This is a genomic window from Streptomyces sp. NPDC005141 (assembly GCF_053599975.1).
On the sequence record NZ_JBSFYW010000051.1, the window covers coordinates 34,228 to 55,378 of the forward strand.

Sequence of the window (21,151 nt, forward strand, 5' to 3'; positions counted from 1 at the left end):
GACGGCCGTGACAAATTCAACGTCCCTACAACTGGGCAATCCGACCCATTTCTCGGAGAGTTCTTAGCTCAGCTGTTCCCCACCTTGGCGCGCGCTTTACCCGCAGGCGTCCTCGGCCGCCGTGTTACCCCGGAAAGTCGGTGCCGGATCGGGTGTCCCGGTGAGTGCGACGGGCCCTATTACCCTCGACTTTCCGTTGCCGAGTGACTCCTCTTCGTAGTCATGGGGGGAGTTTCCGTACGGGCTCGCGGAAAGCGCTGATTGTCCCTGGGTGAGCTTCTGGGGCGGTTCCTTCGCGACCGCCACCGGCTTGTCGGCGCGCAGCCGCGCGAAGAGCCGGGCCGCCTCGGGCTCCACGAGTTGATCGCGGTTGGCGTTGAGGACATAGGACGTCCGGGGCACCGTCAGGAATTGCACGTTTTCCGTGGGGATGTCGCGCATGCCGCGCACCAGGTCGTACAGGCCGCGCAGGCTCGCGAGCCCCGGGTCGGTGGTCAGCGACGAAGTGGCCGCGTCCAGCACCGGGTACAGCTTCGCCGGGTTGAGCAGGACGTCGTTGCTCCGAACCTTGTTGACCAGCGCGCCGAGGAAGCGCTGCTGCCGGTCCATGCGGTCGGTGTCACTGCCGTCGCCGATGCTCTTGCGGGCACGGACATAGCCGAGGGACTGCTCGCCGTTGAGCACGACCTTGCCCGCGGGCAGCCGCAGTTTCGCCGCCTTGTCGTCGATCGGCTCGCTCAGGCACACCTCGACGCCGTCCACGGCGTCGACCATGTCCTTGAAGCCATGGAAGTCCACCACCATGTGGTGGTCGACGCGGATGTTCGTGAGCTTCTCGACGGTACGGATCGTGCAGGCCGAACCGCCCACCTGGAAGGCGTAGTTGAACATCGCGAACATGGGCTCGGTGCGGGTTCCGCCGGGGCGCCGGCAGCTCGGCACGTTCACCATCAGGTCGCGGGGCAGCGACATGGCGGTCGCGCTCCGCCGGTTCGCGGAGAGGTGCAGCAGGATCGTGGTGTCGGACCGCTCGGTCCCGGAGTCACGTCCGTACTTCTTGTTCCCGGCCCCCGAGCGCGAGTCCGACCCGATCAGCAGGATGTTCTGCGCGTCGCGCACCAGTGCGGTGGGCCGTTCCTTCTCGTAGCGGGCGAGCTCGGCGGCCGCGTCGTTGTCGGCCGTGATGTTCGCGTTCAGCTTCTCGTACGCGGCCCAGCCGACCCCGACGGCGCCGAGGACCACCACGGCCACCCCGGTCGCCGTGTAGCGCAGCCAGCGGCGCCGCCGGCGTACGACTCCGGCCCCGGTGGGCGACGCTCCCAGCCCCGGCCCTTCCGGGCGCCCGGAGGACGGGCCTGCGGTGTCGGTCACGTCGGAACCACCACCCCTCATGGCGTACGAGCGTGTCTGGCTGCTCCTACGACCATGTCCCGAAGTGGCTGGTGAGGGGGGCCGGTGATGGGCCGAACGGGGGACGCGCCGACCCGCGGGGCAGGCCCGCACGAGCCACCCGCACAGCCCAGCAGCTGCCCGTACGGGCCGTACTGGCCGTACGGCACCCGGGCCCGCCCCGTCCGACGCGCGGCCGGGGCGGTGTTGGGCTAGCGAGCCGTCGCCGTCACTCGCTCGCTCTCGATCCGCTGGGCGACCGAGTCGTCCCCCAGCCGGTCGAGGTGGCGGCACAGCACCACCGATCCGCCGGTGGCGAGCGGCGCGTACAGGCCGGAGGACAGGCCCTCCCACGTGTCGTACGAGAGCGCCGACAGGATGCGGGAACCCGGTCCCGTCAGATCCAGCCCGGGGGCGTCGGCACGGGCCTGCTCCACGACCTCCGCGCCCGTGTAGGCGGCCCCGGCGACGATCAGCGCCCGCTCCTCCGGATCGACGGGCGCGTACGGCGCGAACCGGTCGCCCTGGCTCGGCACCTCCACGGCGTAGTCGGCGTACCCCGCGGGCGGTGTCGGGAAGCGGCGGCCGAGCGGCGCGAGCGAGAGGGCGACGCGCTCACCGGAACAGGCGAGCCCGGCCTCGAACTGGCCGGGGCCCGCGACGACGTGGTCCGCTGCGGCCGGGTCGCCCCCGACGTCCGCGACGACGCCCACCGAGGAGCAGGCGAGCAGCCACACCGCCGTCTGCCAGTGCGCGGGCAGCAGCAGCGCGACCCGCTCGCCGGGCTCGGCGGACAGCTCGCCCTGGAGCAGGTTGGCGGTCTTGGCCACCCAATTGGCGAAGGTGGCCACGGACAATTCGACCCGTTCGCCCGTCGCGTCGTCGTAGAAGGTCACCAAGGGGCGCGCCGGGTCCGCGGAGAGTGCGGATCGCAGCAGGTCGGCGGGGGTGCGGTCGGTGGCATTCACGCGCGCAAGCCTACGCGGGGCCGCCGCGCGGCGCGGACCGCGAGCGCCACCGGTTCGGCCGAGCGCCTCCGATTGCCCGTCAATTCCGCGATGGACAGATATATATGACTATGTCCATGATCAGGAGCATGCGTGGATTCCTTGCTTCCTCGATCGGCGTCACCTGCGCGGCGGCTCTCTCCCTTCCGCTCGCCCTGCCCGCCCCGGCACAGGCCGGGCCGTCGGCGGTGACCTCCGAGACCGCCGTCCCCGGCAGCACCCAGTCCCTGCCACTCGTCCCGCTCACCGGTGAACGGGCCCTCGGCCCAGCCGCTCCCGAACAGGGCCTCGCCCCCCGGGACGTACGGCCGTTCTCCCTGGTCGGCGTCATCTGGGACGACCCGAACAGTGAGTTGAACGGCCGTGTCCAGGTCCGTACCCGATCGGCCGGCAACGGCCACTGGTCGGGCTGGCAGGACGTCGAGACCCACAACCACGAGCACGCCGCCGACCCGGACACCGCCGAGGGCGCGTCGCGCCGGGTGCACGGCTCCACCGCCCCGCTGTGGGTGGGCGACTCGGACGGCGTCGAAGTCCGCGTCGACGCGGAGCGCATGGCGCGGGAGGGCCCGGAGGAGGACCGCGCGACCGCCCTGGCGGACTCCCCGCTCCCCAGGGGCCTGCGCCTCGAACTGGTCGACCCCGGCGGGGATCCCCCGCGCGCGGGGAGCGGACGCGCGGGCGCGTCGGGCGGGGCCCGGGGCGCCGGCGCCACCGAGATCGCCGCGCTCTCCCAGCAGGAGACGGAGCGCAGATACTTCCCCGAGGCCGCCTACGAGAGGCGCGCACAGCCGTACATCGGCCCGCGCCCCCGCATCGTCACGCGCAGTGGCTGGGGTGCGAACGAGAACCTGCGCGAGCGCGGATTCGTGTACACGAAAAAGGTCAAGGCGGCCTTCGTGCACCACACGGCATCGGGCAACAAGTACACCTGTTCGCAGGTTCCTTCGCTCATCCGCGGTATCTACCGCTACCACGTGGTGAGCAGCGGCTGGCGTGACATCGGCTACAACTTCCTCGTCGACAAGTGCGGAAACATCTACGAAGGCCGGGCCGGGGGCGTCGCGAAGGCCGTCAGGGGCGCCCACACCCTCGGGTTCAACACGAACAGCATGGGGATCGCCGTCCTCGGCAACTTCGCCGGCACGAAGCCGTCCGACGCCGCGCTCAAGGCCATCGCCCGGCTCACGGCATGGAAGCTCGGTCTCTACGGTGCCAATCCGCGTGGCACGACATACCTGACGTCGGGCGGTGGCAATCTCTACCGAAAGGGAAAGAACGTACGACTGAATGTGATCTCCGGTCACCGGGACGGGTTCGCCACGGAGTGCCCCGGACGGCTCCTCTACGGCAAGCTCGGCTCGGCCCGGAAGACGGCGGCCGGCTACCAGGGCCGGTAGGCAGGACCCGGAACCGGTGGGGCCGACACGGCTCGGCCACACCGGGACCGGCAGAGATCACCTGAAGTCACGACAGAGGCCCGTCGAAGGACACCGCACGGCCATCGAAGGCGCCATCGAACGGTCTGCATACACTGGCCGGCCGAAAGAAAGTTCGGCCGGTCCCGGCAGGAAGCAGAGACGACAGGTGACAGAAGCGATCCTCCTGGTCGGCGGCAGAGGCACCCGGCTGCGCCCCCTCACGGTGCACACGCCCAAGCCGATGGTTCCGGCGGCCGGGGTCCCCTTCCTCACGCACCAGCTGGCGCGGGCGCGCGCGGCGGGCGTCGAGCACATCGTGCTGGCGACGTCCTACCTCGCCGAGGTCTTCGAGCCGTACTTCGGTGACGGCTCCTCGCTGGGCCTCCACCTCGAGTACGTCACCGAGGAGGAGCCGCTCGGCACGGGCGGCGCCATCCGCAACGTGGCGTCCCGGCTGCACTCGGGCCCCGACGGCCCGGTCCTGATCTTCAACGGCGACATCCTCACGGGCCTGGACATCCCGGCCCTGGTGGCGACCCACGCCACGACGGGCGCGGACGTCTCCCTCCACCTCACCCGGGTGGAGGACCCGCGCGCGTTCGGGCTGGTGCCCACCGACTCCACCGGGCGCGTCACGGCCTTCCTCGAAAAGCCGCAGACCCCCGAGGAGATCGTCACCGACCAGATCAACGCGGGTGCGTACGTCTTCCGCCGCTCGGTCATCGACACGATCCCCGAGGGCCGCCCGGTCTCGGTCGAGCGCGAGACCTTCCCGGATCTCCTGGCCACCGGCGCCCACCTCCAGGGCATGGTGGACTCCACCTACTGGCTGGACCTGGGCACCCCGCAGGCCTTCGTCCGCGGCTCCGCCGACCTCGTGCTCGGCCGCGCCCCGTCCCCGGCCGTTCCCGGCCGCTGCGGCGACCGTCTGGTCCTGCCCACGGCCGCGGTGGCACCCGACGCCAAGCTCACCGGCGGCACGGTGGTCGGCGAGGGCGCCCGCATCGGCGAGGGTGCCCGGATCAGCGGCAGCACCGTTCTCGCCGGAGCCGTCGTCGAACCCGGCGCGGTCGTCACCGACTCCTTCGTCGGCGTCGGCGCCCGCATCGGCGAGCGCACGATCCTCACCGGCGCGGTCATCGGCGACGGCGCGGTCGTCGGCCCCGACAACGAACTCCGCGAGGGAGTCCGCGTCTGGTGCGACGCCCGCATCCCGGGCGGCGCGGTGCGCTTCTCGTCGGACCAGTAGAAGAGCTGCCTTGGAACCCCGGAGGAGCTGATTCCATCCCCTCCGGGGCCGTCATTCGGCTGAGGGACAGCTTCAGCCCCTCCGGGGAAGGCCTCAGCGCCTCCGGGGAAGGCCTCAGCGCCTCCCGGGCACGTCTTTCGGCGGAGGGGCAGCTTCAGCCCCTCCGGGGAAAGCTTCAGCCCCTCCGGGGAAAGCTTCAGCGCCTCCCGGGCACGTCTTTCGGCTGCGGGGCAATTCAGCCCCTCCGGCGTTTGAGGAGCGGGGTCTGGGGCGGAGCCCCAGGTACGGGACGGGCAGGGGCGGAGGGGGCGAAAACCTGCCGGGGCGGAGGAGGACGCGGGCCGCGGGCACCTGCGCACGCAAGCCACACCCGCCGGGAGCCGGGCGGAACATGGCCCGGAAGCCGGAAGCCGGAAGCCGGAAGCCGGAAGCCGGAGCGGGGTAGAGCCGACGGAGACGGCGGCAGCCAGGCCGCCTAGAGCCGCCCGATGTCGCCGCGAGGCATCTTCGGCGTACGCCGCGGCGGCGTACGCCCGGCCAGCAGGATCAGCCGGGCGGCCCGATGCCGCTGCCCGGCATAGGGCTCCAGCAGCTCCAGCATGGCGAAGTCGTCCGCGTCCCGGTCCCCCGCCAGCGCGTACCCGACGATCCCCGGCAGATGAAGATCCCCCACGGTCACGGAATCCGCCGCGCCATGACTGCGCTGCACGACTTCCGCAGACGTCCACGGCCCGATCCCGGACACCAGCTCCAGCCGCTCCTGCGCCCGCACGGGATCGAGCCCCACGGCCTCCTCCAGCCGCGCGGCGACCCGTACGGCCCGCAGAATCGTGGAGGCCCGCTTGTTGTCGACCCCGGCCCGGTGCCATTCCCAGGACGGGATCAGGACCCACGTCCGCGGCGCCGGCATGACGTACATCCGCTCGGGCGCGGGCCCCGGCGCGGGCTCCCCGAACTTCCGGACGAGCAACCGCCACGCGCGGTACGCCTCGTCGGTGGTGACCTTCTGCTCGAGGACGGACGGAATCAGCGACTCCATCACCAGTCCGGTCCGCAGCAGCCGCAGGCCGGGCCGCCGGTGCCGGGCGAGCGCGACGAGCCGGTGCCGTGGTTCGAAGGCGTCGGGATCGTCCGCGGCGCCGAGCAGTTCGGGGAGCCGGTCGAGCAGCCACTCGGCTCCCGGCCCCCAGGCCTCGCCCCGGACCACCCCGCCGCGCAGCGCGACCCGAAGTGTCCCGGGCCCGGCGGGCGTACGGCTGGTCCGCCACACGGAGCCGTCGGGTGTCGTCCTGAACGTCGGATCACCCGGTCCCCGCCGCAGCGGCCCGAGGACGAGCCCCAGATCGAGGGGGCCTTCGGGCGTCCAGGCACGGGCGCGGCCGGGCTCGGCCGTCTGACGGGGCACTCCGCCCGGAACGCCGCCGGGCGTCCCTCCGGGCACCACGACATGTCCGCCGCGCACGGTCGTACGCGTCGGCCGGGGAGCGAAACGTCCAGCCACGAATGAGGTCCTAGAGGTACTCGGGGTGCCCTACGAGAGTAGGCGCTCCGCCCACGCCGAAGGCGTCGAACGACCCGGCCGACCGCCCCGGGACGCGCCACGCCGCTCCGAACCGAGGGGAGCGGCGCCCTGGGCCGGTCAGCGCACCTCGATGAAAGCGGCGGCGTCCCGCTCCGGCCGCGCTCTGGGCTCCTCCGCCGCGTGCCCGACGGCCACGGCCCCCATCGGGTCCCAGCCCTCCGGCAGCTCCAGCACCGCGCGCACGACATCACGGCAGAACATCGTCGACGACACCCACGCGGACCCGAGCCGCTCCCCGGCCAGTGCGACCAGGAAGTTCTGCACGCCCGCTCCGGTGGCGACCACGAACATCTCGCGCTCGGCGCCGTCCCGCCGTGCGTCGCCGTAGCTGTGCGACCCGTCCATCACCAGGCACGGCACCACCAGATACGGCGCCCTGCGCAGCACGTCACCCCGGCGGACCCGCTTGGCGATGGACTCCTCGCTCTTCCCGTCGCCCCGCAGATCCGCGATCCACGCGTCCCGCATGGCGTCGAGCAGCCGGGTCCGCGACTCCTCCGACTCCAGGAGCGCGAACCGCCAGGGCGTGGTGTGGTGCGGCGCCGGAGCGGTCACCGCCGCGGCGACCGCACGGCGTACGGCACCGGGGTCGACGGGCTCATCGGTGAAGGCCCGTACGGTACGCCGCTGGGTCACCGCCTCCCGTACGGCCTCCGAGGTGCCCAGCCGGAACATGTCGTCGCGCGCGTCGCGCACCATCGCCCGCGCCCCGTCGCCGTCGCCCTCGGTCACCAGGTGAGCGAGCCCGCGCACGACGGCGACGGGCAGCCCGGAGGCCTTGCCCTTGACCAGGTCGCCGGCGGCGGCGAGCTCGTCGGCCGTGGCGACGACGGTCGCGCCGAGCGGATTGCCGTGCGCGTCGGTGCCGCCGCGCAGATCGTCCAGCACATGGACGCCCGCGGCACCGATGGCGACATCGGTGAGCCCGGTGCGCCAGGGCCGTCCGAACGTGTCCGTGATCACGACACCGACGTCGACCCCGAGGGTGTCCCGCAGTCCCTCGCGGATCGCGCGCGCGGAGGCGTCGGGGTCCTCGGGCAGCAACAGCACGGTCCCGGCAGGGGTGTTGGAAGCGTCGACCCCGGCGGCGGCCATCACCAGACCCTGCCGGTTCTCGACGATGCGCAGTGGGCCGCGCCGTGCCACGACCCGCACGGTCTCGGCGTCGATGGCGGCCTCGCGGTCGGCGGCCTCGACGATCCGGCCCTCCGACTTCGACACGATCTTGGAGGTGACGAGGAGTACGTCCCCGTCGACGAGTCCGGGCTCGGCCGCGGCGATGAGCTTCGCCAGGTCGTCTCCCGGGCGGACCTCGGGCAGCCCGTCCAGCGCCCGGACCCGGTAGCCCGCGCCTGCGTGCCGTTCCGGGCGCGCCCCGTCGGAGGGCGTCGCGGCGTCCACGGTGTTCACGGTGTCCGTACCTCCTCCGCCAGGGTCAGCGCCTCACGCGCCATCTGCGCCGTGGCGTCGAGGTCGGACATCATCAGCGGTACGGCCCGGCACCGGATGCCGGCCGCCTCGACGCGTTCCACGGTCGGGGCGTCCACCGTGTCGACGAGCCAGCCGTCCAGGAGACCCGAGCCGTAGTGCTCGGCGACCGCGGCGGCGGTGGACTCGACCCCCACCGCGGCGAGCACCTTGTCGGCCATGCCGCGCACCGGGGCGTCGCCGACGATGGGGGAGAGGCCGACGACGGGCACGCCCGCCTCGGCGATGGCCTCCCGGATGCCGGGCACGGCGAGGATGGTGCCGACGGAGACGACGGGGTTGGACGGCGGGAAGAGGATGACGTCCGCCTCGGCGATGGCCTCGAGCACCCCGGGAGCGGGCTTCGCCTGCTCGGCGCCGACCGGCACGATCGCCTCGGCGGGCACGGAGGCCCGCAGGCGCACCCAGTACTCCTGGAAGTGGATCGCCTTGCGCTCGCCCGCGGCCCCGGCCGGGTCGCCGTCCGGCAGAGTGACGGCGACATGGGTCTCGACGCGGTCGTCGGACATGGGGATGAGACGCACGCCCGGCTTCCACCGGTCGCACAGGGCCTCGGTGACGGCGCTGAGCGGATAGCCCGCGCCCAGCATCTGCGTCCGCACGATGTGCGTCGCGAAGTCTCGGTCGCCGAGTCCGAACCACTCGGGTCCGACGCCGTAGGCCGCGAGCTCCTCCTTCAGCCGGAAGGTCTCGTCGGTCCGCCCCCAGCCCTGCTCCTCGTTGATACCGCCGCCGAGCGTGTACATCACCGTGTCGAGGTCCGGGCAGACCTTCAGCCCGAAGAGGTGGATGTCGTCGCCGGTGTTGCCGATGACCGTGATGTCCGCGTCCGGCACGGCCCGCTGGAGACCACGCAGGAACCGTGCACCACCGATACCGCCTGCCAGAACCACAATGCGCATGGGGTTCAGTCTCGCAGGCGGGTGCGACAACGCGTCAGCCGGTCACGGGACCTAGGCGACGGCGGGCCCGCGGTCCGGCGGAAACGTGTCACACGGTTTCGGCCACCGCGCAACGCGCCGCGTGCATCGGCATCTCGGTGAGACCCGGGTAGTAGACGTGCAGGCTGACGGCCGCTTCGAGCGAGTCGTTGACGACCTCGTGGACGTAGCCGGGCGCGAACACACGCTCCGCGCCGGAGCCCAGGGCGCGTGTACCGCGCTCGGTGCGTTCGGTCAGCGCGCCGTCGAGGACGGTCAGTACGCCGGAGGAGCCGCCGTGGTCGTGCAGCCCGCTGCCCTGCCCGGGCACCCAGGACAGGAGCCACACCTCGTAGCCGGGCCCCGTGCGCAGCCGGTGGTACCAGCGCGAGGTGGCGTCGTATCGGACGAGGTGCTCCCACTGGGAGCGGTCGGCGGCGATGGAGCGCGCCAGGCCGACGAACTCGGCCACGGTGGCGGGGTGTTCGCGCGGCGGCTGGAGCAGGTGCGGTACTTCGAGGATGTCGCCGGCGATCTGGAGGTCGCTGTTGCTGTTCATGGATGCGGTGGTTCCTCGGCGGGAGAGTGCTGGGGTGTCGCTGGCCATTTCCGCCCGGGTCACGAGCGGGGATTCCGTCCGGGTCACGGGCGGGGAGAGGAGCCCTGGTGCGGGCGGTCGTCCCGGTGCGGGACGGGATTCGCCTCAGTGGCGGCGAGGCAGCCGGAGCGTGGTGAGGCTCAACAGCTGGAACAGCAACAACAGCTACAGCGAACGTGGGCAGCACCGCGGGACCCGGCGGTGCGGGTCGAGGCGAGTACCAAGTTCACGAGCATGCCCACAAGGACACCGGTTCATACCTCGACTGTCAACTTCATGTCCGTTATGTGGGAGATGTTTCACCTCATCCGGTTCATCTGGCAGGCGAAAGGTTTGTTCAGGAGCCTCCCCGGACACATGGCGCACAACCGGGTGAACAAACCTCGCCGCGGCCCCGTGATCCAAATGTGATCAGATTCGCTTCGGAGCTCGCGTCGGAACGAGATCGAACTCCTGGACGTCCTCCCCTGCGAGGGGGCGGGCGTCTGACCTGGACCTCTTGGGCTGTCAGGGTTTATGCCGATTTGAACACTTTCCGCAAAGCCTTGGTTCCGCAGAGTGAATAAGGGGCCCAATAGCAGATCTCGGCTTGACTGGCCCGGATCGGCACACTTGTAATTTCACTCGTGTCGTTCAGCCGAAATCGGGAACGGCAGCATCACGGGGACGCGAAAGACGACGAGGGGCGCACATGACCGAGCTGGTGCAGCAACTGCTGGTCGACGACGCGGACGAGGAACTCGGCTGGCAGGAGCGCGCGCTGTGCGCCCAGACCGACCCCGAGTCCTTCTTTCCCGAGAAGGGCGGCTCCACCCGCGAGGCCAAGAAGGTCTGCCTCGCCTGTGAGGTCCGCTCCGAGTGCCTCGAATACGCGCTCGCCAACGACGAGCGGTTCGGCATCTGGGGCGGTCTGTCCGAGCGGGAGCGGCGTCGTCTGAAGAAGGCCGCTGTCTGAAATCGGTCGTACGGAAGAACGGACGCGGAACAGTCGTCCACACACGTGGGTGCCGCCGAACAAACGGCACACACACTTACGTAACGAACGGCCCGTCGCACGTGGGTTATCCACAGGCGGCGGGCCGCCGTCTTGCCCAGCCGTTAGTGTGGGCCCTCGTCCGAGACGTCCCGCTGTCCCCGCCGGACACAGACGTCCACCGCAGTCCATCGAACCGGGGCCCGTACCTCGATGTCCGTGCACAGCCATTCGGCAGCCCGTCACGACGCCGCTGCCGCTCCTGAGTTCCCGCGCCACGTGGTGACCGCGGTGCTCGTCTCCCACGACGGCGCCCGCTGGCTGCCCGAGGCGCTCGCCGGGCTGCTCGGCCAGGAACGCCCCGTGCAGAACGCGGTGGCGGCCGACACCGGCAGCGCGGACGACTCCGCCCAACTGCTCACCGATGCGCTCGGCGCCGACCGCGTGCTGCACCTGGCACGGCGCACCGGCTTCGGCCAGGCCGTCGAGGAGGTGTCCCGCACCGCCGGTGTGCTGACCCCGGACGACCTGCCCTACCTCAAGCGCCCGAGCGGCTGGGACCCCGTCACCCGCAGCTGGCGCGACGACGCGTACGACCTGCCGGACCTCCCGCACGGTGAGCCCGAGCAGTGGCTCTGGCTGCTGCACGACGACAGTGCCCCGGAGCCCGACGCGCTGGCCCAGCTCCTGCGGGTCGTGGAGAACGAGCACGAGCTCGGCCACGAGGTCGCCGTCGTCGGCCCCAAGCTCCGCGGCTGGTACGACCGCAGGCAGCTCCTCGAAGTCGGCGTGACCATCGCCAACTCGGGCCGCCGCTGGACCGGCCTGGACCGCCGCGAGCAGGACCAGGGCCAGCACGACCACGTCCACCCCGTGCTGTCCGTGTCCACCGCCGGGATGCTGATCCGGCGCGACGTCTTCGAGGAACTCGGCGGCTTCGACCGCCGACTGCCCCTGATGCGTGACGACGTCGACCTGTGCTGGCGCGCCCAGGCCGCCGGCCACCGTGTCCTCGTCGCCCCGGAAGCCGTCGTACGGCACGCCGAGGCCGCCTCCCGCGAGCGCCGCACCGTCGACTGCGTGGGCCGCACCTCCGCGTCCCCGCACAAGGTCGACAAGGCGGGCGCCGTCTACACCCTCCTCGTCAACGCCCGAACCGCGCAGCTGCCCTGGATCCTGATCCGGCTCGTGCTCGGCACCCTGGTGCGTACCGTCGCCTACCTCGTGGGCAAGGTCCCCGGACAGGCCGTCGACGAGATCCGCGGCCTGCTCGGCACCCTGCTGCGCCCCGAGCGGATCATCGCCGGGCGGCGCAGGCGCGGCCGTCCGCAGGTCGACAAGGGCGAGCTGCGGGCGCTGTTCCCGCCGCCGGGCGCCACCGTACGGGCCACCGTCGAGCAGGTCGCCGGCAATCTGGTGAGCCGCTCCGACGCCGAGCTCACCACGGGCGCCGGACGGCACGGCGGCGCCGTCGAGTCCGGACCGGGCGGCGACGACGCCGAATTCCTGCAGGTCGAGCAGTTCGTCCGGCTCAAGCGCATCGCGCGCAACCCCGGCCCGATGCTCTTCCTGGTGCTCCTGTTCGTCTCGCTCCTCGCCTGCCGCGAACTGCTCGGCGGCGGAGCCCTCGCGGGCGGCGCGCTGCTTCCCGCGCCCGTCGACGCCTCCGAGCTGTGGGCGCGCTACCTCGACGGCTGGCATCCGGTCGGCGCGGGCGACACCCAGTCCGCACCGCCCTACTTCGCGCTGGTCGCGCTGCTGGCCTCCGCGCTGCTCGGCTCCACAGGGCTCGCGGTCACCGTGCTCCTCGTGGGATCCGTGCCGCTGGCCGGCTTCGCCGCGTACTTCGCCTCGCGCCCCCTCGTCGAGTCGCGCCTGCTCCGTGCCTGGGCCTCCGTCGCGTACGCCTTCCTGCCCGCCGCCACCGGCGCGCTCGCGGGCGGCCGCATCGGTACCGCCGTCCTCGCGATCCTGCTGCCGCTCATCGCGCGCGCGGGCATCGCGGCGAGCGGTCTCGCGCACGCCTCCCGGTCGCGCGGCAGCTGGCGCGCGACCTGGGCGTACGCACTGCTGCTGACGTTCACCACGGCGTTCACGCCGATCGTGTGGCCCATCGCGCTGGTCCTCGGCATCGCACTCCTCGCGGTGCGCCGCAGGGAGATCCCCGCCTACGGGCTGCGCTTCCTGGCCCAGCTCGGCACCCCGCTGCTGGTCCTCGCCCCCTGGTCCCTGACCCTGCTGCCGTTCGGTTTCTTCAAGGAAGCCGGTCTGGAGTACGGCGGCGGCGCGGCCTCCGCGCTCGACCTGCTCGGCGCCAGCCCCGGCGGCCCGGGAACCGTCAGCGGGTTGATGCTCTTCGGCGTCGTGCTCGCCGCGCTGGCCGCCCTGATGCGCACCGAGCGCCAGGCGGGGATCTGGACCGCCTGGGCCGTCGCCCTCGTGGCACTCGTCTTCGCCGTCCTGTCCAACAGCTCCACCTGGGCCGGGCCCGCGACCCTCGTCTACGGCCTCGCGCTGCTGGCCGCCGCGGCCGTCGGCGCCGACGGGGCACGCGCGCGTGTGGCCGAGCAGAGCTTCGGCTGGCGTCAGCCGGTGGCCGCGCTCATCGCCTTCGCCTGCGCCGCCGGCCCGCTGCTCGTCGCCGCCGGGTGGATCATCCGCGGCGCCGACGGACCCGTGGAACGCCGCGACCCGGTACAGGTGCCCGCGTTCGTCGCCGAGGAGAGCGGCAGCCGCGACCAGGCCCGCACCCTCGTCCTCGACAGCCGCTCGGCCGCCAGGGTCGGCTACGTCCTCGTCCGCGGTTCAGGCGCCCGTCTCGGCGACGCCGAACTCGCTTCGGCCAGCGGCGAGAACAAGAAGCTCGACAAGGTCGTCGCCAACCTCGTGGCGGGCTCCGGCGCCGACCAGGCCGACGAACTCGGCGGCTTCGCCGTGCGGTACGTCCTGGTCCGCAAGGGCGCGCCCCGCGAGGTGAGCCGTGTCCTGGACGCCACCCCGGGCCTGACCCGGCTGAGCCAGCAGGACGGCAGCGCCTTGTGGCGCGTCGACCAGCAGGTCTCGCGCGCCGCCATCGTCCCCGCCTCCGGTGCCCCGGAGTCCATCGCCGCCGGGCCGGTCGAGGTGCACACCACCGTCCCCACCGGAGCCGACGGCCGCGTCCTGCGCCTCGCCGACAGCGCCGACGCGGGATGGACGGCGACCCTCGACGGCAAGCCGCTCACCCGCACCACGGTCGACGGCTGGGCCCAGGGCTTCGAACTGCCCTCCGGCGGCGGCAGGCTGGACATCACCTTCGACGCCCCGCTGAGCCACACCGCGTGGCTGTGGGCCCAGGGCGGACTCGCCCTCGTCCTCGTGGTGCTCGCCCTGCCCGGGCGGCGCCGGGACGTGGACGACGACCTCCCCGAGGAGGAGGCCGCGCCCGCCCAGGACGTCACGGGCGACGGCCGCCGCGCCCGCCGTCTGCGCGCTCAGGCCGAGGCGGAGGCCGAGGCCGAGCAGTCGGCCGAGGAGTTCGACGGCGAGTCGCCCGGGGACGAGGAGTTCCCGGCCGCCGCCGTCCCCCAGCAGCAGGCGTACGGCGAATGGGACACCCCGAGCTACGCGGGCGCCGAGTACGGCACGTACGGCGACGAGCAGTACGAGGGCCGGCAGCAGTACCCGGCGGGCACCTACGAGCAGCCGTACCAGGCGGACCCCTACCAGGGCGGCCAGTACGACCCGTACGCCTACGGAGGCACGGCGGCGTACGACCAGACGTACGGCCAGGGCTACGACGCGAACGGCCAGGCCTTCGACGCCCAGGGCCAGGGCTACGAAACGGGCGACCAGGGCTACGACCCGGCGTACGACCCCACGCAGCCCCCGCACGGCACCGACAGTGAGCGCCCCGACGGGAGCCAGCAGTGAACCGCACCACCCTGTCCCTGATCGCCGGCGCGACCGCGCTCGCCGCCGTCACCGGATTCGCGACCCTCAAGACGGCGGACGCCTCCGGCGACGACACGGCCAGGACGGCCGCGCGGCTGCCCGTGGAGCGCACCAGCCTGCTCTGCCCGCAGCCGAGCACCTCCGACATCGCCGACACCACGTACACGTCGTTCACGCCCGTCGCGGAGGGCGCCGGCGGCAGCGGCAAGGCCGAACTCCGGGCCGCCACCGAGGAGTCGGACGGCAGCACCGACGGCAAGAAGAGCGGCGGCAAGACCGCCAAGCCCGTCGTCCGTCCCAAGGAGCCCGGCAAGCCCGCGACCGGCGACACCTCGGGTGCGCAGACACCCGCTCTCGTCGGCACCGCCGAGGGAAAGTTCGCGCCCGGCTGGACGGTTCAGGAGACCACGGACGTTGCCGTGGGCACCGGGCGCGGCCTGCTCGGCACCAACTGCACCGCCCCCGACACCGAGTTCTGGTTCCCGGGTGCCAGCACCGCCGAAGACCGCAGCGACTATGTGCACCTGACCAACCCCGACGACTCCGCGGCCGTCGTCGACATCGATCTGTACGGCAAGGACGGCAAGCTCAAGTCCTCGGTGGCCGACGGGATCACGGTCCAGCCGCACGCCACCGAGCCGATCCTGCTGAGCACGCTGACCGGCGATCCGCAGACCAACCTGACCGTGCACGTGACGGTCCGCAGCGGTCGCGTCGGAGCCGCCGTGCAGGCACTGGACGACAAGATCGGCGGCGACTGGCTGGCCGCCTCCACCGACCCCGCCGGGACCCTCGTCCTGCCGGGCATCCCCAAGGACGCGACCTCCGTGCGCCTGGTCGCCTTCGCGCCCGGCGACACGGACGCCGACCTGAAGGTGCGCCTCGCCTCGCCCACCGGGCTGATCACCCCGGCAGGGAGCGAGACGCTGCACGTGAAGGCCGGCATGACCTCCGCCCTCGACCTCGGGGACGTCACCCGCGGTGAAGCGGGCTCCCTGGTGCTCACACCCACCGGCTCGTCCGTGCCGGTCGTCGCGGCCCTGCGGGTCGTGCGCGGCAAGGGCGACAAGCAGGAGACCGCGTTCATTCCGGCCACCGCCCCGGTCTCCGCGCGCGCGACGGCCGCCGACAACAGCGCCAAGGGCTCCACGCTCGCCGTGACCGCCCCCGGCGAGGGAGCCAGGATCAAGGTCACCGCGTCCGCGGGCTCCGAGGGCGGTACGGCCGTGACGAAGACGTTCACCATCAAGGGCGGGACCACCCAGAACGTCGAGGCACCCGTCCCGAGCGGCCTCAAGGGCACGTACGCCCTCACCGTCGAGCCGGTCTCCGGAGGCCCGGTCCACGCCTCCCGGATGCTCGCGTCGACACAGGACGGCGTTCCCGGCTTCACCGTCCAGACCCTCCCGGACGACCGGGGAACGGTCGCGGTGCCGGAAGCGGAACAGGACCTCTCGGTGCTGCTCAAGCAGTGATCCAGCACCGGTGACCAGCCCGGAGGGTCCGGGCCCGGGGCCCGGTCAGCCCTCAGTCCTCGCCGTACCGCGGATCCACCGTCTCCGGTGTCAGACCCAGCAGTTCCGCGACCTGTTCCACGACGACCTCGTGCACCAGGGCGGCGCGCTCGTCGCGGCCCTTGGTGCGGATCTCGACCGGGCGGCGGTAGACGACCACGCGCGCGGGATGTCCCTCGCGCGCCGCGACGGTGCCGCCCAGGGGCACCGCCTCGTCGCTCCACCCCTCGCCGGAACCCTCCAGCCGGGGGACCTCGAGGACCATGAAGTCGATGTCCGCGAGCTGTGGCCAGCGTCGCTCCAGCCGCTCCACGGAGTCCTGCACCAGATCCGCGAACACTTCGGAACGGCTCGCCGCGAGCGGTACCTGGGGCGGCGCCACGGGGCCGCGCATGCCCCTGCCATGGCGGTCACGACGGCGGGGACCGGCTGCTGCGGCGCGGGGTGGTACGGGGTTGTCCATCACTGACGAAGAGTAGTCCCCACCAGGCCCGGCCGCCCGGCCCCACGCGGCCGTCGCCGGGGGGCGGGCGGACCGAGGGCCCCGGTCCCGAATTCGTTCCGGATGTCGCCCGATGACCATTCCGGCCAAGCTTGGGCTCGATTCCGTATCCTTCCGAGACCGTCTTCGACATGGCAATTGACATGGTTCGTACCAAGTAGTGATCGTATTCAGGTCTGTTCGGGGTTCCGACCCGTGATCTCGCCCCAGGTCAGGGCCTGATGGCCGGAGAGCGGGGTGGGGCGTCTCACAGCACGACACGGTGGGGTGACCTGGGGAGAGTCGTCGCGGCCCGCTCAAGAGTGCGGTACCGTCCAACGTCGTGAGCCCTGTACGTCGCTGTTCGCGAACCGCTTGCGGCCGTCCCGCCGTCGCGACGCTGACGTACGTCTACGCCGACTCGACCGCGGTCCTCGGCCCGCTCGCCACCTACGCCGAACCCCACTGCTACGACCTGTGCGCCGAGCACTCCGAGCGCCTCACCGCGCCGCGTGGCTGGGAGGTCGTCCGGCTCGCCGACTCCTCCGGTCCCTCGCGCCCCAGCGGCGACGATCTGGAGGCGCTGGCGAACGCGGTGCGCGAGGCGGCCCGCCCGCAGCGGCGCGCGGCGGAGGCCGGCGGCGGCAGCGCCCGCTCGGTGGACCCGATGGAGGTCGCGCGCCGAGGCCACCTGCGGATCCTGCGCTCGCCCGACAACTGAGCACCGCTCCAGCCGCGCGACCGAGCACCGCTCCACGCGCAACTGGGCACCGCTCCACATGACCGCACTCCGTTCTCCTCTCCGCACTCCGTTCCGCCACCTGACGGGCCTCCTGGCGGCCTCGCTGGGCGCCTGGCTCGCCGTACGGCATGCCGATGACCCAGACGCTCTCCAGCGCCGCTCAGGGCGCCGCGTTCGGCCTCTTCCCCATCCCGTGGATCGTCGTCAACGCCCTGTGGGTGTACCGGATGACGCCAACACCGCGCCGGCAGACCCCGGAGTGGCCTTCGCCGCCGCCCAGTTCGCCGCATCGAACCACGTCTCCGCGCAACTCGCCGACATCGGCGCCTCCTTGGCCGGTGCCGCCGCCCTGGTCGCCGTACCCGCGCGCGTGCCCGCCTCCGAGTCCGTACGGGCGTCGGTCCTGACCGGTGCTGGATGCCGCCCCGAAACAGCTCCGCCGCCGCCTTGAGACAGACGGGTTTCCCCCGGATGACGAGGACTGTTCGCAGGTCACGGATGCGCTCCACTCGGGTCGGCCACGGCTCGCTGTCACCGCGGACGGGTAGTTTGGGGTGACCGAAGTGGACTTCTGGAGGGTTGGCCGTGACTGCTGATCTGTCGCAGCTCGTGAAGGCGTACGACGTACGCGGGGTGGTCCCGGACCAGTGGGACGAGCCGCTGGCCGAGCTGTTCGGCGCCGCCTTCGTCCAGGTGACCGGAGCGGACGCCATCGTGATCGGGCACGACATGCGGCCGTCGTCGCCCGGACTGTCCCGCGCCTTCGCGCGCGGTGCGGCGGCGCGCGGGGTCGACGTGACCGAGATCGGCCTGTGCTCCACGGACCAGCTGTACTACGCGTCGGGCGCGTTCGGCCTGCCGGGCGCCATGTTCACCGCCTCGCACAACCCGGCCCAGTACAACGGCATCAAGATGTGCCGGGCGGGCGCGGCCCCCGTCGGCCAGGACACCGGCCTCACGGAGATCCGCCAACTCACCGAGTCCTGGCTCGACTCCGGAGCCCCGGCCTCGGACGCGACGCCCGGAACGATCACGCGGCGGGACACGTTGGAGGACTACGCGGCGTACCTCCGCTCCCTCGTCGACCTGACCTCGATCCGCCCCCTGAAGGTCGTCGTCGACGCGGGCAACGGCATGGGCGGACACACCGTCCCGACCACGTTCTCCGGCCTGCCGCTCGAGCTCGTCCCGATGTACTTCGAGCTGGACGGCACCTTCCCGAACCACGAGGCCAACCCGCTCGACCCGGCGAACATCGTGGACCTCCAGAAGCGCGTCCGCGAGGAGGGCGCCGACCTCGGCATCGCCTTCGACGGTGACGCCGACCGCTGCTTCGTCGTCGACGAGCGGGGCGAGCCGGTCTCCCCGTCCGCGATCACGGCGCTGGTCGCCGCCCGCGAGCTGGCCAAGCACGGCGGCGGCACGGTCATCCACAACCTCATCACCTCCTGGTCGGTCCCCGAGGTCGTCCGCGAGCACGGCGGCACCCCGGTCCGCACCCGCGTCGGGCACTCCTTCATCAAGGCCGAGATGGCGAGCTCCGGCGCGATCTTCGGCGGCGAGCACTCCGCCCACTACTACTTCCGCGACTTCTGGAACGCCGACACCGGCATGCTGGCCGCCCTCCACGTCCTCGCCGCCCTCGGCGGTCAGGACGGCCCGCTCTCCGGGCTCGTCGCGGAGTACGACCGCTACGTCGGCTCCGGCGAGATCAACTCCACCGTCGACGACCAGGCGGCCCGCCTCGCCGCCGTCAGGGCCGCCTACGAGGGCCGCGAAGGCGTCACCATCGACGAACTCGACGGTCTGACGGTGACCGCCGAGGACGCGTGGTTCAACGTCCGCCCCTCCAACACCGAGCCCCTGCTCCGCCTCAACGCGGAGGCCCGCGACGAGGCGACGATGACGAAGGTGCGGGACGAGGTACTGGAGATCATCCGAGGCTGAGGGCTCCTCGTCCGGACCGTCGGGGATCGGCTGCCGGCGGCCGGCGAGGACGAACACGGGGCGCGGGCCGCAGAGGGCCCGCGCACCCGCCCACGCGCCTCCACCAGCCAGTGCCGCACCCCGGCATCCGGCTTCCCGCAGCGGTACCCTGACCAGGCCGCATCCACCGTTTCGGAAGGACACCCCATGCCGCTCGAAGCCGGCCTCCTGGAGATCCTCGCCTGCCCGGCCTGCCATGCCCCGCTCAAGGAGCAGGAGACCGAGCTGATCTGCACGGGAGCGGGCTGCGGCCTCGCCTACCCGGTCCGCGACGGTATCCCCGTACTTCTGGTCGACGAGGCCCGCCGCCCCGCGTGACCGACGCGGCCGCCCCGCGGACAACGGCGCCGCGACCGCCGCGCGCGAGGCGACAGCGGCGCCGTCCTCGCCCGCGGGCATGCTGACGGCGCGGCAAGCACGACGACACCCGACGACAGGCGACAGCGCCGCCGCCCGCACGGACGACGGCGCCGCCGCACCGATCGGCGACCGGCGCACCCCCGGCCGGCACCCGGTCCGACCCAGCGCCGCTCGGCAGCTCCCGCGAGCGACCCCGTGCAAGCGACCCCGGCGGCTCACGCGCAAGCGCCGCCCCGGCGACCGGAGGCTCCCGACCCCATGCTCGACGAATCGCTCCTCGACGATCCCGACGCGCTCGCCCGGGCCGACCGGCGGTCGCTGCTCCGTGGCGCGGCCGAGGCCGGCGCCCGGGTGCGCACCGCGGTCCGGCACGCCACCGAGGCCGGCATCTCCGAGCTGAAGCCGGACGGCCGCCCGCGCGCCGTCCTGATCGCCGGCCCCGGCATGGCCGCCACCGGCGTCGCCGAACTGCTCGGCACCCTCGCCGGAGCGAGCTGCCCCCTCACCCGGCTCACGCCCACGGGCGTCGCTCCCGCCGGAGGCGCCCTGCGCTGGGAACTGCCCGGCTGGGCGGGCCCCGTCGACCTCCTGCTGATCGCCACCCCCGACGGCAGCGAACCCGGCCTGGAGCTGCTGATCGAGCAGGCCTACCGGCGCGGCAGCACCGTCGCCGCGGTGGCCCCCGGCGGCTCCCCGCTCGCCGAGTGGGTGGAAGGCAGCCACGGCCTCTTCGTACCGATGGCGACCGCCCCGTACGAGCAGGACGAGCCCCTGGCTGCCTCGGCCCCCGGCGTGCTCTGGGCGCTGCTCACCCCGCTGCTCGCCCTCCTCGACCGCACCGGCCTGGTCTCGGCCCCGCCGGAGGCCCTGCAGAAGGTCGCCGACCGCCTCGACCGCGTCGCCGAGCGCTGCGGCCCCGCCATCGCGGCGTACAGCAACCCGGCCAAGACCCTCGCCGCCGAACTGGCCGAGGCGCTCCCGGTGATCTGGACGGAGGGCACCTCTGCGGGCCCGGCGGGCCGCCGCTTCACCGCCGCGCTCGCCGAACTCGCCGGCCGCCCCGCGCTCACCGCCGAACTCCCCGAGGCGCTCGCCTCGCACAGCGTGCTGCTCTCCGGCGCGCTCGCCGCCGGCGCGGACCCCGACGACTTCTTCCGCGACCGCGTCGAGGAGGCACAGGCGCTGCACGCGCGCGTGGTGCTCCTCCGTGACCGTCCGATCGGCGGGATCAGCGCCGCACCCGCCGCCCGCGAACTCGCCCTCGGCCACGACACCGCGATCAGCGAGCTCGAACCCGAGGAGGGCGGCGAACTGGAAACCCTCGCGGAGCTGATCGCCATCACGGATTTCGCCGCCGTTTACCTGGCGCTCGCTTCCGGGGCCTGATCTTGGGCGGGACCCCGCGGCAGGCGCCCGTCGCCGCCGGACCCCGCAACCGGCGCCCCTGACGCCACGCCTCCCGAACAGCGCCCGCACGGAGCGGGCCGAGCAGCGCACGTATGGAGAAG

The 21,151-nt window shown here is 72.7% G+C and carries 16 protein-coding genes and 1 pseudogene; 10 read left to right on the plus strand and 7 right to left on the minus strand.

Going from position 1 to position 21,151, the window contains the following annotated elements; genetic code table 11:
- Positions 1–96: 96 nt before the first annotated feature.
- Entirely contained in the window at positions 97–1,392 is a 1,296-nt protein-coding gene (locus tag ACWD68_RS31175; RefSeq protein WP_451809799.1) for an LCP family protein, read from the minus strand.
- A 209-nt stretch (positions 1,393–1,601) separates the two neighbouring features.
- Positions 1,602–2,357 (minus strand): TIGR03089 family protein, encoded by a 756-nt coding sequence (locus ACWD68_RS31180; protein ID WP_451809800.1) that lies wholly within the window; start codon positions 2,355–2,357, stop codon positions 1,602–1,604.
- Positions 2,358–2,485: 128 nt separating this feature from the next.
- Between ACWD68_RS31180 and ACWD68_RS31185 the strand changes: the two genes are divergently transcribed.
- Both ACWD68_RS31185 and ACWD68_RS31190 read left to right on the plus strand, forming a co-directional pair.
- Positions 2,486–3,796, plus strand: a complete 1,311-nt coding sequence (locus ACWD68_RS31185; protein WP_451809801.1) for a peptidoglycan recognition protein family protein — start codon at positions 2,486–2,488, stop codon at positions 3,794–3,796.
- A gap of 187 nt (positions 3,797–3,983) precedes the next feature.
- The gene (locus tag ACWD68_RS31190) at positions 3,984–5,066 is read left to right on the plus strand and encodes a sugar phosphate nucleotidyltransferase (protein WP_451809802.1); all 1,083 of its coding nucleotides are present in this window, start codon (positions 3,984–3,986) and stop codon (positions 5,064–5,066) included.
- A 475-nt stretch (positions 5,067–5,541) separates the two neighbouring features.
- Here the strand turns inward: ACWD68_RS31190 and ACWD68_RS31195 are convergent, their stop codons facing one another.
- The 4 genes from ACWD68_RS31195 to ACWD68_RS31210 all read right to left on the minus strand — a co-directional run bounded on the left by ACWD68_RS31195 (position 5,542) and on the right by ACWD68_RS31210 (position 9,615).
- Complete coding sequence (locus ACWD68_RS31195; RefSeq protein ID WP_451809803.1) at positions 5,542–6,567, minus strand: DNA-3-methyladenine glycosylase family protein; 1,026 nt, start codon at positions 6,565–6,567, stop codon at positions 5,542–5,544.
- Between the two features lie 138 nt (positions 6,568–6,705).
- Positions 6,706–8,049: a coenzyme F420-0:L-glutamate ligase gene (locus ACWD68_RS31200; RefSeq protein WP_451809821.1), complete on the minus strand. Its 1,344-nt coding sequence runs from the start codon at positions 8,047–8,049 to the stop codon at positions 6,706–6,708.
- A gap of 5 nt (positions 8,050–8,054) precedes the next feature.
- Positions 8,055–9,038: a 2-phospho-L-lactate transferase gene (gene cofD / locus ACWD68_RS31205; RefSeq protein ID WP_451809804.1), complete on the minus strand. Its 984-nt coding sequence runs from the start codon at positions 9,036–9,038 to the stop codon at positions 8,055–8,057.
- An 88-nt stretch (positions 9,039–9,126) separates the two neighbouring features.
- Complete coding sequence (locus ACWD68_RS31210; protein WP_451809805.1) at positions 9,127–9,615, minus strand: cysteine dioxygenase; 489 nt, start codon at positions 9,613–9,615, stop codon at positions 9,127–9,129.
- A 730-nt stretch (positions 9,616–10,345) separates the two neighbouring features.
- Between ACWD68_RS31210 and ACWD68_RS31215 the strand changes: the two genes are divergently transcribed.
- The 3 genes from ACWD68_RS31215 (at position 10,346) to ACWD68_RS31225 (ending at position 16,035) form a co-directional block, all read left to right on the plus strand.
- Entirely contained in the window at positions 10,346–10,609 is a 264-nt protein-coding gene (locus ACWD68_RS31215) for a WhiB family transcriptional regulator (RefSeq protein ID WP_003975777.1), read from the plus strand.
- 231 nt (positions 10,610–10,840) lie between these two features.
- The gene (locus ACWD68_RS31220) at positions 10,841–14,539 is read left to right on the plus strand and encodes a glycosyltransferase (protein WP_451809806.1); all 3,699 of its coding nucleotides are present in this window, start codon (positions 10,841–10,843) and stop codon (positions 14,537–14,539) included.
- Positions 14,536–16,035, plus strand: coding sequence for a DUF5719 family protein (locus tag ACWD68_RS31225; protein WP_451809807.1), 1,500 nt, complete (start codon positions 14,536–14,538; stop codon positions 16,033–16,035). The genes ACWD68_RS31220 and ACWD68_RS31225 overlap by 4 nt, the downstream gene beginning before the upstream one ends.
- 52 nt (positions 16,036–16,087) lie before the next feature.
- On the opposite strand, the gene ACWD68_RS31230 is transcribed toward ACWD68_RS31225, so the two are convergent.
- Positions 16,088–16,537, minus strand: coding sequence for a metallopeptidase family protein (locus ACWD68_RS31230; protein ID WP_451809808.1), 450 nt, complete (start codon positions 16,535–16,537; stop codon positions 16,088–16,090).
- Positions 16,538–16,898: 361 nt separating this feature from the next.
- On the opposite strand from ACWD68_RS31230, the gene ACWD68_RS31235 reads away from it, so the two are divergent.
- The 5 genes and pseudogenes from ACWD68_RS31235 (at position 16,899) to ACWD68_RS31255 (ending at position 21,029) form a co-directional block, all read left to right on the plus strand.
- On the plus strand, positions 16,899–17,276 hold the full coding sequence (locus tag ACWD68_RS31235) for a DUF3499 domain-containing protein (protein ID WP_451809809.1): 378 nt from the start codon (positions 16,899–16,901) through the stop codon (positions 17,274–17,276).
- Between the two features lie 100 nt (positions 17,277–17,376).
- Positions 17,377–17,712 (plus strand): annotated as a pseudogene (locus tag ACWD68_RS31240) (L-lactate permease); the annotation flags it as partial.
- A gap of 170 nt (positions 17,713–17,882) precedes the next feature.
- The gene (locus tag ACWD68_RS31245) at positions 17,883–19,244 is read left to right on the plus strand and encodes a phosphomannomutase/phosphoglucomutase (RefSeq protein ID WP_451809810.1); all 1,362 of its coding nucleotides are present in this window, start codon (positions 17,883–17,885) and stop codon (positions 19,242–19,244) included.
- Positions 19,245–19,430: 186 nt separating this feature from the next.
- Positions 19,431–19,601, plus strand: a complete 171-nt coding sequence (locus ACWD68_RS31250; RefSeq protein WP_451809811.1) for a Trm112 family protein — start codon at positions 19,431–19,433, stop codon at positions 19,599–19,601.
- A gap of 300 nt (positions 19,602–19,901) precedes the next feature.
- Complete coding sequence (locus ACWD68_RS31255; RefSeq protein WP_451809812.1) at positions 19,902–21,029, plus strand: SIS domain-containing protein; 1,128 nt, start codon at positions 19,902–19,904, stop codon at positions 21,027–21,029.
- Positions 21,030–21,151 lie beyond the last annotated feature (122 nt).

What these genes read in the sequence shown, in the direction of transcription:
- ACWD68_RS31175 (WP_451809799.1), bottom strand. Translation starts at nt 1,392, where the DNA reads ATGAGGGGTGGTGGTTCCGACGTGACCGACACCGCAGGCCCGTCCTCC.
- ACWD68_RS31185 (WP_451809801.1), top strand. Translation starts at nt 2,486, where the DNA reads ATGCGTGGATTCCTTGCTTCCTCGATCGGCGTCACCTGCGCGGCGGCT.
- cofD (WP_451809804.1), bottom strand. Translation starts at nt 9,038, where the DNA reads ATGCGCATTGTGGTTCTGGCAGGCGGTATCGGTGGTGCACGGTTCCTG.
- ACWD68_RS31210 (WP_451809805.1), bottom strand. Translation starts at nt 9,615, where the DNA reads ATGAACAGCAACAGCGACCTCCAGATCGCCGGCGACATCCTCGAAGTA.
- ACWD68_RS31215 (WP_003975777.1), top strand. Translation starts at nt 10,346, where the DNA reads ATGACCGAGCTGGTGCAGCAACTGCTGGTCGACGACGCGGACGAGGAA.
- ACWD68_RS31220 (WP_451809806.1), top strand. Translation starts at nt 10,841, where the DNA reads ATGTCCGTGCACAGCCATTCGGCAGCCCGTCACGACGCCGCTGCCGCT.
- ACWD68_RS31230 (WP_451809808.1), bottom strand. Translation starts at nt 16,537, where the DNA reads ATGGACAACCCCGTACCACCCCGCGCCGCAGCAGCCGGTCCCCGCCGT.
- ACWD68_RS31250 (WP_451809811.1), top strand. Translation starts at nt 19,431, where the DNA reads ATGCCGCTCGAAGCCGGCCTCCTGGAGATCCTCGCCTGCCCGGCCTGC.
- ACWD68_RS31255 (WP_451809812.1), top strand. Translation starts at nt 19,902, where the DNA reads ATGCTCGACGAATCGCTCCTCGACGATCCCGACGCGCTCGCCCGGGCC.